The sequence below is a fragment of the Nocardia caishijiensis NBRC 108228 genome, assembly GCF_001612825.1.
GTDB classification, from domain to species: Bacteria; Actinomycetota; Actinomycetes; order Mycobacteriales; family Mycobacteriaceae; genus Nocardia; species Nocardia caishijiensis.
Genome location: NZ_BDBE01000030.1, coordinates 29,278 through 44,374 on the forward strand (window position 1 = coordinate 29,278; position 15,097 = coordinate 44,374).

At 66.7% G+C, this 15,097-nt stretch carries 15 protein-coding genes; 9 read left to right on the forward strand and 6 right to left on the reverse strand.

Features of this window, described 5'->3' with window-relative positions; genetic code table 11:
- Positions 1–25: 25 nt before the first annotated feature.
- Entirely contained in the window at positions 26–466 is a 441-nt protein-coding gene (locus NC7_RS13395) for a nuclear transport factor 2 family protein (protein ID WP_067982834.1), read from the forward strand.
- Positions 467–687: 221 nt separating this feature from the next.
- Positions 688–1,053, forward strand: coding sequence for a nuclear transport factor 2 family protein (locus NC7_RS13400; protein ID WP_159372865.1), 366 nt, complete (start codon positions 688–690; stop codon positions 1,051–1,053).
- Between the two features lie 43 nt (positions 1,054–1,096).
- Here NC7_RS13400 and NC7_RS13405 read toward each other — a convergent pair whose 3' ends face one another.
- On the reverse strand, positions 1,097–2,194 hold the full coding sequence (locus tag NC7_RS13405) for a PucR family transcriptional regulator (protein WP_159372866.1): 1,098 nt from the start codon (positions 2,192–2,194) through the stop codon (positions 1,097–1,099).
- Positions 2,195–2,443: 249 nt separating this feature from the next.
- Here NC7_RS13405 and NC7_RS13410 point away from each other — a divergent pair, with 249 nt between their 5' ends.
- The 4 genes from NC7_RS13410 (at position 2,444) to NC7_RS13425 (ending at position 7,146) form a co-directional block, all read left to right on the forward strand.
- Positions 2,444–3,157, forward strand: coding sequence for a GntR family transcriptional regulator (locus tag NC7_RS13410; RefSeq protein WP_067982841.1), 714 nt, complete (start codon positions 2,444–2,446; stop codon positions 3,155–3,157).
- 130 nt (positions 3,158–3,287) lie between these two features.
- On the forward strand, positions 3,288–4,787 hold the full coding sequence (locus NC7_RS13415) for an aldehyde dehydrogenase (protein WP_067982845.1): 1,500 nt from the start codon (positions 3,288–3,290) through the stop codon (positions 4,785–4,787).
- A gap of 275 nt (positions 4,788–5,062) precedes the next feature.
- Entirely contained in the window at positions 5,063–6,199 is a 1,137-nt protein-coding gene (locus NC7_RS13420; RefSeq protein ID WP_157101986.1) for a lactonase family protein, read from the forward strand.
- 53 nt (positions 6,200–6,252) lie between these two features.
- A complete protein-coding gene (locus NC7_RS13425; RefSeq protein ID WP_067982851.1) occupies positions 6,253–7,146 on the forward strand; it encodes an HpcH/HpaI aldolase/citrate lyase family protein in 894 nt (297 codons plus the stop codon).
- 55 nt (positions 7,147–7,201) lie between these two features.
- Here NC7_RS13425 and NC7_RS13430 read toward each other — a convergent pair whose 3' ends face one another.
- From NC7_RS13430 to NC7_RS13450, 5 genes are read right to left on the reverse strand one after another with little or no spacing between them, the layout of a single operon-like run.
- Complete coding sequence (locus NC7_RS13430; RefSeq protein WP_067982854.1) at positions 7,202–7,654, reverse strand: MaoC family dehydratase; 453 nt, start codon at positions 7,652–7,654, stop codon at positions 7,202–7,204.
- A gap of 12 nt (positions 7,655–7,666) precedes the next feature.
- Positions 7,667–8,539: an HTD2 family dehydratase gene (locus NC7_RS13435; RefSeq protein WP_067982857.1), complete on the reverse strand. Its 873-nt coding sequence runs from the start codon at positions 8,537–8,539 to the stop codon at positions 7,667–7,669.
- The gene (fabG, locus tag NC7_RS13440) at positions 8,536–9,282 is read right to left on the reverse strand and encodes a 3-oxoacyl-ACP reductase FabG (protein WP_067488557.1); all 747 of its coding nucleotides are present in this window, start codon (positions 9,280–9,282) and stop codon (positions 8,536–8,538) included. The genes NC7_RS13435 and fabG overlap by 4 nt, the downstream gene beginning before the upstream one ends.
- The gene (locus NC7_RS13445; RefSeq protein ID WP_236573422.1) at positions 9,279–10,178 is read right to left on the reverse strand and encodes an HpcH/HpaI aldolase/citrate lyase family protein; all 900 of its coding nucleotides are present in this window, start codon (positions 10,176–10,178) and stop codon (positions 9,279–9,281) included. The genes fabG and NC7_RS13445 overlap by 4 nt, the downstream gene beginning before the upstream one ends.
- The gene (locus tag NC7_RS13450; protein WP_067488555.1) at positions 10,175–11,338 is read right to left on the reverse strand and encodes an acyl-CoA dehydrogenase family protein; all 1,164 of its coding nucleotides are present in this window, start codon (positions 11,336–11,338) and stop codon (positions 10,175–10,177) included. Before NC7_RS13450 ends, NC7_RS13445 begins: the two co-directional genes overlap by 4 nt.
- A gap of 130 nt (positions 11,339–11,468) precedes the next feature.
- Here NC7_RS13450 and NC7_RS13455 point away from each other — a divergent pair, with 130 nt between their 5' ends.
- From NC7_RS13455 to NC7_RS13465, 3 genes are read left to right on the forward strand one after another with little or no spacing between them, the layout of a single operon-like run.
- A complete protein-coding gene (locus NC7_RS13455) occupies positions 11,469–11,930 on the forward strand; it encodes a MaoC family dehydratase (protein WP_067982860.1) in 462 nt (153 codons plus the stop codon).
- 38 nt (positions 11,931–11,968) lie between these two features.
- Complete coding sequence (locus NC7_RS13460; RefSeq protein ID WP_067982863.1) at positions 11,969–13,924, forward strand: AMP-binding protein; 1,956 nt, start codon at positions 11,969–11,971, stop codon at positions 13,922–13,924.
- A gap of 2 nt (positions 13,925–13,926) precedes the next feature.
- Positions 13,927–15,096, forward strand: coding sequence for an acyl-CoA dehydrogenase family protein (locus tag NC7_RS13465; RefSeq protein WP_067982866.1), 1,170 nt, complete (start codon positions 13,927–13,929; stop codon positions 15,094–15,096).
- The last annotated feature ends 1 nt before the right edge of the window (position 15,097 follow it).

The window sequence follows — 15,097 nt, forward strand, 5'->3', positions numbered from 1 at the left end:
CCGACTCTGGAAAGTTCGATCAACTATGGCAGACCTCAACGACGACCTGGCACAGAAGATCCAGTGGGTCGTCGACCTCGAGCAGATAAAGACTCTGATGGCGAAGTACTGCCACGGAATCGACAAGAAGGACGAGCATACCTTCATGAGTATCTGGGCCGACGATGCCGACTATCTGCTTCCGCGCGGTGAGGGGCACGGCATCGACGGGGTTCGCGAATTGGTGCGGAAAGTGTGGCGGGAAGTGCCGCAGTGTCATCACCACATCACCAATCCAGTTATCGACGTGCAGGGCGAGGTGGCGACAGCGGCCACCGACGTCTTCTACTTCCGCCTCACCGCCGACGGCACCCGGGTACTGCTCTCGGGGGCATACGCGTTCGAGTTCGTCAAACGCGACGAGCGGTGGCAGACCCGAAGCTTGCGATTCGCGAGTTTTGTCGCGGACAGCCCGGTCTTCGGATAGCACGGGCTACTCATAACCCCGAGGGGCCCCTGCGAGAGCAATCGCGGGGCCCTTCTGCACGATCAGATCCCGCAGGATATTCGGACTGTCCAATTTCTGGACAGATTGCGGCGGTGGGTGACCGTAGTCTCCTGGAATCGCTCTGGGGTCAAGAGATTTGAGCGATATGGACCGGCGATGACGGCCCCCCGTTCCGCCGATGAGAGATGGGTCAGCAGCACATGAGCAAGACTTCTGATGTAGACGAGATCGCCGCGGCGTCCATGGCGGTCGTCGACCGGCACATCGCCGCGATGAGCACGCGCGACATCGACACGATCGCCGCGGACTACTCCGAGGACACGGTCATCATCACCACGCTGGCGCCGGAGCCGTTGATCGGAAAGGCCGCTATGAAAGCGTTCCTCGCGACGCTGATGGCCGCGGGAGCCCAAGAGCTCGACACTGCGGCGGCCCCCACGTTCACGCGTAAGGAGGCGGTGGGCGAGTACGTGTATCTCGCCTTCGATCTGGGCAACGGCAAGACCGCGACCGAGACGTACCACATCAAGAACGACCGGGTCGTCTTCGAGACCGCGACCTTCTGAGTGTGGGCGCAGCGTCGGCGCCCGATGTGGCGCCGACGCCCGATCAGGCGCGCATGGCGGTGTATTCGGTGTGATGATCGCGAATGACCAAGGCCGAGCGCAGGTTCCAGAGCCCGGTGGGGTCGGTGGTGTCGAAGCCGGTGAGCCGGAAGATCCGCTTGAGCCGGTAGTCGACGCTGTTGGGGTGCAGGTGCAGTCGGCGGGCCGTGCGACGCCGGTCGAGTCCGGTCTCCACGTAGGTCCGCAGAGTCTCGATCAGGTCGGGGTAGTCCTCGAGTGGGTCGAGCAAGGTCGACAGGGCGTCGCGTCCGGGGCCGGGGCGGGTGAGCTGGTATTCCACCGCGATGTCACTGAAGCGATGCAGACGCTCTGTCATCCCGAGTCGGGTGACGACGTCAAGGGCGGCGTGCACCTGTTCGGCCACCGTCGGCACGTCGGCGGTCGGCGCACACATCATCACCCCGGTGGGGATATTGCCCTCCGCGGTACGGAGTGCCTCGATGAAGCCGGTGAGGGCCGTGAACTCGCCGAACGCTGTGTCGGGAACGAGAACCGTCGCGCCTGCGGCGCCGAGCAGCGCGAGCGCACTCGGGCCGAAGCGGCGACGCAGCTCCGAATACAGCCGCGCCACGATCGGTTCGGCCAGGCTACGCGGCGCGTCGTGTGGTCTGCCGCGCCGTGCGGGCAAGTGGACGGCGATGACCGCGTAGGTGTCGGCGACAGCTATCTGGTTGCACTGTCCGAGTACTTTCGACGAATCGCCGCGCAGCAGTGCGGCGGCGACTTCCTGTGCTGCTTCGACGCTGTCGGCGGTCGGGTGGCCCTCCTGCCCGTAGACGCGAGCGACGATCCCGGTGGCCACGCGGACCGTCCGCAGTATCTGCCCGGAACCGGCGGCGAAGGGGGATCCGGCGGGCGCGGCGTCGACGACCAACTCGATCGCTCCGATGACGATCGACAACGTTGTATCGAGGTCGACGCCCAGTCGGACGCACGTGGCCACCGCCCGTTCCAGACCTGCCACCGCCTCGCCGTCATCACCGAGCTTGCTGGCCGAGGCGAAAGATCGGGAGGCCAGGACGAGTAGCTGTTCACGCACCTCGCCGGAAGCGCTGTGCGTGGTCACTGCGGAGTCGACCATCCGGGTGATTGTCTGGTTCACCTCGTGAACTCCCATCCTGCGTTTCTTCGACCCCGGCCCGCTGGAGCTTGCCGGGTGTTCGCCTGGATATAGGGCGACGTTCGGCGAGCCTAAGCCGGGCTCGCGACATCGGGTGTCCAGCAATTTGGACACCCTCAACTGGACAAATGCTCAGAACTTTGGTGTCACGCGTGGGGTTGATGTCACATATGAGGCATAATGCATGAACAGGCGACCGAAAGGACCCCGATGGAAACCACCCTGCAGCGTTTGCCCCGCAGTGCGAACAAGCAGCGCCATCAGCTGTCGGAGGATGTCGCGACCTACGTTCGTGAACTGATCATCTCGGGCCGGGTGCGGCCCGGTGAGTTCCTGCGGATCGAACCGATCGCCGAGGCAGTCGGTGTCAGCAACACCCCGGTCCGCGAAGGTCTGCTGCTGCTCAGTGGCGAAGGTTTCGTCGAGCTGGTGCCGCGACGCGGATTCATGGTGTCGCAGTTCAGCAAACAGGATGTGCGCGACCTGTTCTGGGCGCAGGCGACGATGGCCGGTGAACTGGCGAGCCGGGCCGCCAAGTCGATCTCCCAGCGTGAACTCGATCATCTCGCCGAGGTGGTCGAAGCGCATGCGCGGGCGGCCGAGAACGGGTCCGACGACGCGCTCGTCACCTACGGTCACGAGTTCCATCGCTCGATCAACCTGGCGGCGGACTCGCGCCGGTTGTCGATGCTGTTGGCGACAGTCGTCAGGCAACTGCCGAATCGCTTCTACATCAGTATCGAGGGGCATGGTGAGGACGTGTTGCGCGATCACCCGCTGATCCTCGAGGCGCTGCAGAAGCGTCGCCCCAAGGCCGCCAATTCGCTGATGCGCGACCACATCATGTCCAGTGCCGACGAACTGGTCGCCATGCTGGAGAAGCAGGGTCTCTGGGCCGAAGAGGCCCGCAAGTCCACGGCCTGATCCCGAAGGAATCAGCGCAAGGATCCTTCGCCTACTCACGTTGTGCCTGGTCAACAGCCTGGTGTACCGATGCTAAATATAGTATATATTTAACTACGTTACATGCGTCACAGCGGTGAGAGGACTTTCAATGACGAAGTCGGTTGCGGCGGGTGTGCTGCCCGCGCACCCCGAGGCGTCCTATATCGATGGCAACTGGGTGCCGGTGTCGTCGTCGGAGACCTTCGAGGTCGTCAACTGCAGTACCGAGGAGGTCGTCACCGCCGTCGGCGCGGCGAGCGTCGAAGACGTGGATGCCGCGGTGCGGGCGGCGCGCAAGGCCTTCGACACAGGTCCGTGGCCGTTGCTGTCGCCCGCCGAGCGCGCCGGTTACCTGCGCGCGATCGCGGCCGAATTGACCAGGCGCGGTGACGATTTCGCCCGGCTCTGGTCGATCGAGTCGGGCATCGTGTATTCGCTGGCCAAGACGAGGCTTCCGCTGTTCCTGTCGGGTGCGTTCAATGCCTATGCCGACCTGGCCGAAACGTTCCCGTTCCGGGAGTCGCACACGCCTGCGGCCGGGGGCTCCGGTCTGCTGGTGCGTGAACCGGTCGGCGTGGTCGCGGCCATCGTCCCCTGGAACGGGCCCGCCGGCCTGATGGCCTACAAGTGCGCCCCCGCACTGCTCGCCGGATGCTCGATCGTGCTGAAGCCACCGCAGGAGGCTCCGACCTCGGCTTACCTGTTCGCCGAGATCTGCGACCAGGTCGGACTGCCGCCGGGCGTGATCAATGTGGTGACGGCAGACCGGCAGGTATCGGAGACGCTGGTTCGCCACCCCGGCGTCGACAAGGTGACATTCACCGGCTCCACGGTGGCCGGCCGCACGATCGGCGCGATTTGTGCCGACCGCATGGCGCGCTGCACTCTCGAGCTCGGCGGCAAATCGCCCGCTCTGGTGCTCGACGACTACGACATCGGGACGGCGGCAACGGTGCTCGCCGGTGGCATCAGCTACTTGGCGGGCCAGGTCTGTCACAGCCTGACACGCGTCATCGTTTCCGAGAAGCGTCACGACGAACTCGTCGACGCGCTCGGTGCCGCGATGAGCGCCGTTCGCGTGGGTGACCCGTTCGAGGAAGGTGTGACGATGGGACCGCTCGCGTCCGCCCGCCAACGCGAACGCGTCGAAAGCTTCATCGCCGCAGGCAAGGCCGACGGGGCGCGTCTGGTGACCGGCGGTGGCCGCCCGGCCGGGCTCGATCGGGGCTTCTTCGTCGAGCCGACGGTCTTCGCCGGTGTAGACAACCGATCGGTGATCGCGACCGAGGAGATCTTCGGGCCCGTCCTGGCTGTCATCGCGGCGAAGGACGAGGACGACGCCGTCGCGCTGGCCAACGACAACCCGTACGGTCTCAACGCCGCGGTCTTCACCAACGACACCGACCGGGCCTATCGGGTGGCGCGCAAATTGCGCACCGGCACCGTCGGTCAGAACGGTCCGCGTACCGATTTCTCGATCGCCTTCGGCGGTTTCAAGCTGTCGGGCGTCGGTCGAGAAGGCGGATCGGAAGGTCTGCTGCCCTTCCTGGAAACCAAAACGCTGGTGCTCGAGAACGAACCGGCCGATATCCCGGGGCTCGGCAACTGATTTCTCCTGTTCGGCACCGTAACTTCACCGGAAAGGCCTCGTCGACTTCGGTCGGCGGGGCCTTTCACGCTGCTCGGCGATATCCGGAACTCGTATTCTCCGAAAACTATCCGCTGTCCATATTCTTGGACATCGCGTGCACAGAAAGCTGCTTAACGTCGATCGGGAAAAGGGCGACAGACAAACACTGTCGCCCGATTCGTTCCCGCGCAGATCGCGCATGTCTATTCGATCGGGGAGCAGCGGTGCTCATCGGTCGGTCGGAGGTTGTACCCATGTTCTCCACTCAGCGTTTTCGTCCCCGGCGTGCGGCCGCCGGTCTCGCTGTGTCGCTCGCGCTCGTCTCGGGAAGCTGGCTGAATTCCTCGGTCGCCCTGGCGGATTCCGGTACCAGGTTTCTGGTGATCGGCGGGACGGCGTCACCGAGTATCAGTGTGCTCGGCCTCGACGACGCGGGCAGGTTGTCGACGGTGCCCGGCTCACCGTTCGCGTCCGGGACCGGTTCGCTCGCGGTGACGGTCACGCCGGACGGCCGCTACGTCTACTCGACGAACACGGTGTCGGGCACTGTGAACGGATTCCGCCTCGGCGGCGACGGCGTTCTCACCCCGATACCCGAGGCGAACCTCGAGTTGGGCGCTCCCGGCGTCGGTGCCGTGGTCGCGCCCGACGGGAAGCGGCTGTATGTGACGAGCGGTTCGGTGACGAACGAGATCCGCACCTATTCGATTACCGCCACCGGCGGGCTGGTGTTCACCGGCACGGTTCAGGTACCCGGGGTGAGCGGGCTCAGTCAGATGGCGATCTCACCGGACGGCCGTTTCGTTTTCGCCGTCGGCTGGCTGCAGGCGACGACTTTCAGTTTCGCCGTCGGCCCCGACGGCGCGCTGACCCTCGTCGATTCCATCGGGTCGGGGCTGATGTCGACCCTGCCCGGTGTGACGCCGGACGGCAGGTTCCTCTACGTCAGCGATGAGGCGAGCGGCACTATCTCGGGCTATGCGATCGGCACCGACGGGCAACTGAACCCCGTGCCGGGGTCACCCTTCAGCACCGGGCTGATGTCGTTGCCGCACGCCGCCCAGTTCACCGCGGACAGCCGCCGGATGTACATCGCCGAGGCGATGGCCGGAAAGATCGGCGGCTACGAGATCGCGGAGAACGGAGCGTTGATCCCGCTGCCCGGGGCGCCGTATCCGACACCGGCGGGCACCCTGCCCGGCCGCGTCGTGGTCGACTCGGAATCGCAGCGGCTCTTCCTGATCGACACCCTCACTGTCGGTATCACCGCGCGTGTACATCCGTACGCGATGGCGCCCGACGGGCGGCTGACCCGGACGGGCGAGGAGTCCGTCGACACCGGGCTGATCTTCGCCGACGGCGCGAACGCGGTGGTGGCCGTGCAGCAATGATATTACATATATTATATTGAGGAGACTCGCACAGCTGCCAAGGGAGGCACACGATGAAACCGTACCGCTCGATGCTCTTCGTCCCCGGTCACAAGGGGTCCTGGGCCGACAAGGGTGTCGCCTCCGGGGCCGACGCGCTGATCCTCGACCTCGAGGACTCGGTGCCCGCCGCGGACAAGGTCGAGGCGCGCGGCACGGTCGCGGCCACGATCGACCGTCTCACCGCCGAGGGTGTGCGTCCCGACCTGTGGGTGCGGGCCAATCCGGAGGTGAGCGGTCTGCTCGGCGGCGACCTGGAAGCCATCGTGCGGCCTGGCCTGGCCGGGCTGTTCCTGGCGAAGGTGTTCACCGCCGACGAGATCGTCCGGCTGGACGCGGTGCTGAGCCACATCGAGCAGCGTGAGGGCATCGAGGTCGGAACGGTCCAGCTGATCGTGTCGTTCGAGACCGCGGTGTCGATGGCGCACTGCGAGGACATCGCGGGCGCCAGCCCCCGCGTGGCCTCGCTGCTCGGCGCCACCGGACCCAACGCCGACGTGGGTCGTGAACTCGGCTTCGAGTTCACCCCCGCCGGCCTGGAGACGCTGTACCTGCGCAGCCGGATCATCCTGGCGGCCAAGGCGAACGGACTGCACCACCCGGTGACCGGGGTGTGGCAGGACATCAAGGACCTCGAGGGCGCGCGGCGCTTCTGCCTGGACAACCGGCAGCTCGGCTATCGCGGTCTGGTGGCGATCCACCCCTCGCACGTGGCGATCGCCAACGAAGTGTTCTCGCCGTCGCCGGAGACTGTCGACTACTGCAGGCGCATGATCGCGGCCTTCAACGAAGCCGAGGCAGCCGGTAGCGCGGCGGTCGACTTCGAAGGCCAGCACATCGATCTCGCCCACGTGAAGACGGCCGAGGGTGTCATCGCCCTGGCCGACGCCGTGGCAGCCAACGCCTGACAGGCAGACGAAAGCGGGGGTGGCCGTGGCCACCCCCGCTTTTTCGTGCGGCCGATCAGCTCACGATCAGCAGGACTGTCTCCGCGACACAGGCCGGCTTGGCCTCGCCACCGTCGAGTACGTACTTCGCCGTCACCACCGCTCCCGCGGCGGTTTCGGTAACGTCGGTGATCGTGACCGTGGCCCGCAGGTTCGACCCGGCGCGCAGCGGAGCGGGGAAACGAACCTTGTTGACGCCGTAGTTCACCCGTGCCGAACCGAAGCTGAAGTCGATCAGTTCCGGCCGGAAGTGCGAGATCAGCGACAACGTGAGATACCCGTGCGCGATGGTGCTCCCGTAGGGGCCGGTCGCGGCGCGCACCGGGTCGACATGAATCCACTGTTCGTCGTCGGTGACAACGGCGAACGCGGAGATCCGTGTCTGGTCGACGAGGAACGGTTCGCTCGGGCCGATCGGTTCACCGACTGCGGCGCGGACCTCGTCGAGAGTGGTGAAAACGCGGGTCACGATGTCTCCTGGCTAATCGGTGGTGAGGTCGACGGTGGCATTCGGACCGGCGGATTCCCCACCGGGACCGAACAATTCGAGTGCGACACCGTCGGGGACCTCGGTGGCGAGCAGACGGGCCCGCTGACCGCAGAACAGCGGTGCCCGGCCGCGATGACGCAACCCCCGCACCGGCGCCCCGTGCATCAGCCGGTGGATCTCGGCCAACGCGATCGCCTGCAAGGGCCCGTGGACGACCAGCCCCGGGTACCCCTCCACGCCGGTGGCGTAGGGCCAGTCGTAATGGATGCGGTGTGCGTTCGCGGTCGCCGCGGAGAACCGGGCCAGCAGCGAGGGATCGGTGCGCAGTTCCCACGCGTCATCCGCGATTCGGTGCAGTGGGGGACCGGGCAGGGTGTCCTCGGCGGACGGGATTTCCGCAGCGCGGTCCGGTTCGGGCGCTGCCTCCCGATAGATCAGGTTCTGCGATTCCTCGATCGCGAGTTGCCCTGTGTCGTCGAACAACCGGATCTGCACATCGACAACGACCAGTGCCCCGGAGCGCCCGTTCTTCTCGGTCACCGACACCACTTCGGCCTCACGGCGAACCGTGCTGCCGACGAGAAGTGGTGCGTGGAAACGGATCTCGCCACCGGCGAACATGCGGCGCGGCAGATCCACCGGGGGCAGGAACGAACCGCGCCGCGGGTGGCCGTCGGGGCCGAGCACGCCGGAGGCGGCCCAGCGGGGCAGGGCTACCCAGTGCCACAGCGGTGGCAAGGTGTCGCCGGGGCCCGGAACGGGCAGACCGTCGTCGAGCAGTGCGGCCAGCGCTGCCACCGGCGCGGGATCGAGGAGCTCGGTGGAGGTCTCGAGGTGGGGTTGCCAGGCGGGGGTGGTGCTCACATGAACCGCCCGCCGGTCACCTCGAGCACCGTGCCCGTCATATACGAGGACATGTCGGAGGCGAGAAACAATGCCACCGTGGCGATCTCGTCGATCTCACCGGCCCGGCCGAGCGGGATCTCGGCCATCTTCTGATCCCACACCTTCTGCGGCATGGCCTCGGTCATGGCGGTGCGGATCAGGCCGGGCTGGATGGCGTTGACCCGCACACCCAGGTGCGCGAGCTCTTTCGCGGCAGCCTTGGAGAGGCCGACGATGCCCGCCTTGGCGGCGGAGTAGTTGGTCTGACCGGGCAGACCGATCTTGCCCGACAGCGACGACATGTTGACGATGGCGCCGCTGCCGCGTTCGCGCATCACCGCACCGGCCAGTCGGGTGCCGTTCCAGGTTCCCTTGAGATGGACGGCGATGACCTGGTCGAACTGGTCCTCGGTCATCTTGCGCATGGTCGCGTCGCGGGTGATACCCGCGTTGTTGACCATCACGTCGACGGGGGAGAAGGATTCGGCGGCCGCGTCGATCAGGGCCTGGACGTCGTCGGCGACGGTGACATCGCAGCGAACACCGCGGGCGACGGTCGCGCCGCCGAGCTTGTCCGCGGCGGCCTGGGCGGCGTCGCCATCGATGTCACCGATGACCACGCGCGCGCCCTCGGCGACGAATCGTTCGGCGATGGCGTAGCCGATGCCCTGGGCGGCGCCGGTGACGACGGCGGTCTTGTCGGCCAGAAGTGGTCCGGTCATGGCTTTTCCTCACTGTCGGTGGTGGCGTCGAGCTGCGCCAGGATGCGGCGGGCACGGTCGAGTACGGGCTTGTCGACCATGGCACCGTCGACCACGGCGACACCCGAGGTGTCGGTGATCGCGGCGGCAATCTTGCGGGCCCAGGCCTGTTCGGCATCGGTCGGGCGAAACGCGGTCGCTACCGGGTGGAGCTGGCGCGGGTGGATGCACAGTTTGCCGGTGAAACCGAGCCGTTTGCCGTAGCGAGCATCATCTTCGACCAGGGCGGCATCGTCGACGACGCCGGTGACGCCGTCGATCGGGCCGGGCAGGCCTGCGGCCGCGGAAGCGAGGACCAGCGCGTGCCTGGTCCCGGCGAGTGCTTCGCGGTCGGTGGGATCGACACCGAGTTCGGCGGCCAGATCGAAGGTCCCGACCGCGAGCCGGTCCACGCCCGGCGTGGCCGCGACGGCCGCGGAATGCGACACCCCTGCGGCCGTCTCGATCAAGGCGATCAGCAGGGGTCGGCTGCTGGCGACTTTCGGGCGGTAGGGTGCGCTGGCCCGAGCCTCGGTGAGGGCATCGATGACACCGTCGAGGTTGCCGATATCGGCCTTGGGTAGCACGACCGCGCAGCACAGCGGTGCCAGCGCGGCGAGATCGTGCACGTGCCAGGCGGTTCCGACAGCATTGATACGGACCGCGCACGCATTGCCTGCTTCGATCCAGGCGACGGCGTGTTCACGGGCGGCGTCCTTCGCATCGGGTGCCACGGCGTCTTCGAGATCGAGGACGACCAGACCCGGACCCGCCGCAGCGGCCTTGGCGAAGCGTTCGGGCCGGTCGGCCGGAACGAACAGCAGGGTCGACGCGTCGCGGATCCGGGTCGCCAGATCCGTTGTGGTTCCGGCGCTCACGCGCGCTTCTTCGCTTCGCGCACGAGCCCGCCGCCGATGATCAGGCGCTGGATCTCGCTGGTGCCCTCGTACAGCCGCAGCAGGCGCACGTCGCGGTAGATGTGCTCGACGGTCACCTCACGCATGTACCCGCTGCCGCCGTGGATCTGCACCGCGTTGTCGGCGACGCGGCCGACCATCTCGGTGCAGAACAGCTTGGCCACCGAGGGCGAGATGCGGCGGTCCTCGCCGGAGACGTACTTGGCGGCGGCGTCGCGCACGAGCGCGCGGCCTGCCATCACGCCGGTCTGCATGTCGGCGATCATCGCCTGGACCAGCTGGAAGTCGCCGATGGGCGTACCACCCTGGGTGACGGTGGCGGCGTAGGCGACGGATTCGTCGAGGGCGCGCTGCGCGGTACCGACCGACAGTGCGGCGATGTGCACGCGACCACGCGAGAGCGAGGCCATCGCGGCCTTGTAGCCGACATCCTCCGAGCCACCGACCAGGGCGTCGGCGGGCACTCGGACGTCGGTGAACGTGACGTCGGCGGTCCAGGCACCTTCCTGACCCATCTTCGCGTCCTTGGGTCCGACGATGACACCCGGTGTATCGGCGGGTACCAGGAACACCGCGATCCCGGGCCCGTCGGGACCCGGCTCGGCCGTGCGGGCGAAGGTGACGAACAGGTCGGCCAGCGGCGCGTTGGTGATGAACCGCTTCTGGCCGTCGATCACCCAGTCGTCACCGTCGCGGCGGGCACGGGTGCGCAGACCGGCGGGATTGGAACCCGCGCCGGGCTCGGTGAGCGCGAAGGAGGCCAGCACCTCGCCCGAGGCGATCCGCTCGAGCCACTGCTTCTTCTGTTCGTCGGTGCCGTAGTTGACCAGCACCTGACCGGCGATGCCGTTGTTGGTGCCGAACAGCGAACGCAGCGCCAGCGAGGTGTAGCCGAACTCCATGGCCAGCTCGACATCCTGGGTGAGATCGACGCCGAGGCCGCCCCACTGCTGCGGGATGGCGTACCCGAACAGGCCCATCTCGGCAGCGGCCTGCCGGATGTCGTCGGGAATCGCGTTGGTCTCCAGGATCTCCTGCTCGCGCGGGACGACCTTGGTACGGATGAACGTGCGGACGTGAGCCAGGATCGGCTCGAAGTCCTCGGCACTGAGTTCGGACACTCACGGCTCCTCTGTGGTTGAGGCTGATACTAGATATAATATACAATGATATAATATATGATGAGCCGAACGGTGAGGTAGCATCCGTTCGACACCGTCTAGTACATAATATATTCCGAGAGGACGCGACATGGCTGGCCTGTATTTCGAGGAGTTCGAGCCGGGAATGGTCATCGACCACCCCACCCGCCGCACGGTGACCGAGGCCGACAACACCTTCTTCAGTGTGATGACGCTGAACCTGGCCCCGCTGCACCTGGACGCGGAGTACAGCAAGAACTCGATCTACGGCCAGCGCCTGGTGAACAGCTTGTTCATCCTCGGCCTGGTCTCGGGTATCACCGTGCCGGAGACCACGCAGGGCACCACCCTCGGCAACCTGGGCTTCGAGCAGATCAAGTTCCCCAAGCCGGTGTTCCACGGTGACACCATCCACGTGCAGACCAAGATCGAGAACAAGCGGGAATCCAAGAGCCGCAACGACTCCGGCATCGTGACCTTCCGTCACCTCGGGATCAACCAGCGCGACGAGGTGGTGTGCGACGCCCTGCGTGTCGGCCTGATGATGAAGCGTCCGGCCGAGCAGGCCTGATCCGCCACACGACGAACCAGCAACGAGGAGGACACGTCATGGTGGACGTTCAGCCTGCCGAGCAGCCGGCCTGGGTGCCCGACGAACAGATCCGTGAGCGCAGCCGTCTGCTCGCGGCGATGCGCGCCTGGGGATTCGGTGACGACGCGGCAGCGGTCGCCGCGCTCAACGAGCGAGCCATCGCCGAGCCCGAATGGTTCTGGCGGGCCGCGACAACCGACCTGGGCGTGGACTTCTCGGTCCCGTTCGACCGCGTCGTCGACGAGTCGGCCGGGAAACCGTTCCCCCGGTGGTTCACCGGCGGCGGCGTCAATATCGCGCAGCTGGCCGCGCACCGGCATGCACGAGGTTCCGCCGCCGATCGCCTAGCGGTGGTTTACGAGGGCGACGAGGGCGAACGGCGCACGCTGACCTTCGCCGAACTCGACGACCAGGTGCGGCGTTTCGCCGCCAACCTCACCGAGCTGGGTGTCCGGCGCGGTGACCGGGTGGTGCTGTTCATGCCGGTGGTGCCCGAAGCCGCGGTGGCCTTCCTCGCGATCGCGATGATCGGGGCCGTCTCGGTACCCACCTTCAGTGGTTACGCGCCTGATGCGCTCGCCACCCGCCTGCAGGATTCCGAAGCGGTGCTGCTGGTGACCGCGGACGGGACGACGCGGCGCGGCAAGCGGGTCGAACTGAAGGCGACCGCCGACGCGGCGCTGGAATCGGCGCCGACCGTGGCCAAGGTCGTCGTCGTGCGGCATCTGGGCACCGAGGTGCCGATGCGCGCGGGTCGCGACGTGTACTACGACGAACTGGACGCGGACCCGGCCCCGGTGCCGACCGCCGAGACCGAGTCCAACGATCCGCTGACCATCGTCTACACCTCGGGTACCACCGGTCGCCCCAAGGGCATCGTGCACTCCCACGGTGGTTTCGCGGTGAAGACGGCGGTCGACTTCGGCTACGGCTTCGACGTGCACGAAGGCGACGTCGTCTCGTGGATCACCGACCTCGGCTGGCTGGTCGGCCCCATGCTGATGACCGGCCCGCTGCAACTCGGCGCGACGATCGTGATGATCGAGGGCTTGCCGACGCACCCCACCGCGCACCGCATGTGGGAGATCATCGAACGCAACGGTGTCACCGTCGCCGGTATCGCGCCCACCGCGGCGCGTGCGCTGAAGGCGGCGGGGGAGGAGGTGACCCATGCGATGCCGAGCCTGCGCACCTTCGTGTCCACCGGCGAGGCCTGGGACGAACCCACCTGGTGGTGGCTGTTCTCCGAGGTCGGCGGCGGCACCCGGCCGATCGTGAACTACAGCGGTGGCACCGAGGTCGGCGGCGGCATCCTGATCGGGTACCCGTTCCTGCCCGCCGCCCCGGCCGCCTTCACCGGTGCACTGCCCGGCGTGGACGCGTCGGTGTTCGGTGAGGACGGCAATCCGGTCGTCGGTGAGATCGGTGAACTGGTGGTCCGCAACACCTTCCCCGGCATGACCCATGCCTTCTGGCAGGACCGCGACCGGTATCTCGACACCTACTGGAACCAGTGGGACGGCGTGTGGGTGCACGGCGACCTGGCCAGCATCGACGACCAGGGCATGTGGCGCATCCACGGCCGCTCCGACGACACCATCAAACTGTCGGGCCGCCGGGTCGGTCCCGCGGAGATCGAGGCGGCGCTGCTGCGCGACAACCGGATCGCCGAGGTCGCCGTGATCGGCGTGCCCGACGAGCTGCGTGGCCAGCGCGCGGTCGCGTTCGCCGTGCTGCGTTCCACCGGTCAGGCTCCGGAAGATTTGCAGGACACCGCGATCGGTAACGCGGGACGCTCGTTCGCTCCCTCGGTCGTCGTGGTGGAGAGCTTGCCCAAGACCAAGAACGGAAAAATCATGCGCCGGGCCATTCGGTCCCGGTATCTCGGGGCACCGACCGGAGACATGTCCTCCCTCGACCCCGCCACCCCACTCGAAGCGATCCCCGTGTCCACGGGCGACGAACAGGAGTAGCAATGACTGCCGCTACAGCGACCGACGACAACGTCGAAGTCGTCCGACAGGCCACGCGTGAGCTCGCGCGCAAGTTCGACAACAGCTACTGGCTCGACAAGGACAACAAACACGAATACCCCTGGGAATTCGTGAAAGCCTTCGCCGCTGGTGGTTGGCTCGGTGCGATGATCCCCGAGGAGTACGGCGGCATCGGCCTGGGTCTGAAGGAGACCGCCGTGATGCTCGGTGAGATCTCGGCCTCCGGCGCCGGGATGAGCGGCGGTTCGGCGATTCACTTCTACGCCTTCCCACCCGCGCCGATCGTGAAGTACGGCTCGGAGGAGATGAAACGCGAGTACCTGCCCAAGCTGGCCTCCGGTGAGCTGCTGATGGCATTCGGCGTCACCGAACCCACTGCGGGCGTTGACACTTCGCGTATCAAGACCAAGGCAACCAAGGTCGACGGCGGTTGGGTGATCAACGGGCAGAAGGTGTTCATCACCAACGCCCAGAACGCGCACAAGATCCTGCTGCTGGCCCGCACCTCGCCGCGGCGTGAGGACAAGCCGCTGTGGGGCATGTCGCTGTTCCTCGCCGATATGGACCGCTCGAGGGTCACGGTCCGCGAGATCGACAAGCTCGGCCGCGCCGCCATCGACACCAACGAACTGTTCATCGACAACCTCGAGGTGTCCGAAGACCGGCTCGTCGGCGAGGTCGACAAGGGCTTCTACTACCTGCTCGACGGACTGAACCCTGAGCGCATCGTGGTGGGTATGGAAGGTGTCGGCCTTGGTCGCGCCGCCCTGGAGATCGGCGCCGAATACGCCAAGAACCGGGTGGTGTTCGACCGCCCGATCGGCCAGAACCAGGCCGTGGCACACCCGCTGGCCGATTCCTGGATCCGCCTGGAAGCCGCCGAGGGCATGATCATGCGCGCGGCGGAACTGTTCGACGCGGGCCTGCCGTGTGGTCCCGAGGCCGCGGCGGCCAAGTACCTCGGGGCCGAAGCCGGTTTCGAGGCGTGTGATCGCGCGTTCTCCACGCTCGGCGGGTACGCCTACGCGAAGGAGTACCACATCGAGCGGCTGTGGCGGGAGGTGCGTCTGCTGCGTAACGCGCCGTTCTCCCAGGAGATGGTGCGCAACTACATCTCCCAGCAGGTGCTCGGCCTACCGCGTTCCTACTAGG

What these genes read in the sequence shown, in the direction of transcription:
- NC7_RS13395 (WP_067982834.1), top strand. Translation starts at nt 26, where the DNA reads ATGGCAGACCTCAACGACGACCTGGCACAGAAGATCCAGTGGGTCGTC.
- NC7_RS13400 (WP_159372865.1), top strand. Translation starts at nt 688, where the DNA reads ATGAGCAAGACTTCTGATGTAGACGAGATCGCCGCGGCGTCCATGGCG.
- NC7_RS13405 (WP_159372866.1), bottom strand. Translation starts at nt 2,194, where the DNA reads ATGGTCGACTCCGCAGTGACCACGCACAGCGCTTCCGGCGAGGTGCGT.
- NC7_RS13410 (WP_067982841.1), top strand. Translation starts at nt 2,444, where the DNA reads ATGGAAACCACCCTGCAGCGTTTGCCCCGCAGTGCGAACAAGCAGCGC.
- NC7_RS13415 (WP_067982845.1), top strand. Translation starts at nt 3,288, where the DNA reads ATGACGAAGTCGGTTGCGGCGGGTGTGCTGCCCGCGCACCCCGAGGCG.
- NC7_RS13420 (WP_157101986.1), top strand. Translation starts at nt 5,063, where the DNA reads ATGTTCTCCACTCAGCGTTTTCGTCCCCGGCGTGCGGCCGCCGGTCTC.
- NC7_RS13425 (WP_067982851.1), top strand. Translation starts at nt 6,253, where the DNA reads ATGAAACCGTACCGCTCGATGCTCTTCGTCCCCGGTCACAAGGGGTCC.
- fabG (WP_067488557.1), bottom strand. Translation starts at nt 9,282, where the DNA reads ATGACCGGACCACTTCTGGCCGACAAGACCGCCGTCGTCACCGGCGCC.
- NC7_RS13455 (WP_067982860.1), top strand. Translation starts at nt 11,469, where the DNA reads ATGGCTGGCCTGTATTTCGAGGAGTTCGAGCCGGGAATGGTCATCGAC.
- NC7_RS13460 (WP_067982863.1), top strand. Translation starts at nt 11,969, where the DNA reads ATGGTGGACGTTCAGCCTGCCGAGCAGCCGGCCTGGGTGCCCGACGAA.
- NC7_RS13465 (WP_067982866.1), top strand. Translation starts at nt 13,927, where the DNA reads ATGACTGCCGCTACAGCGACCGACGACAACGTCGAAGTCGTCCGACAG.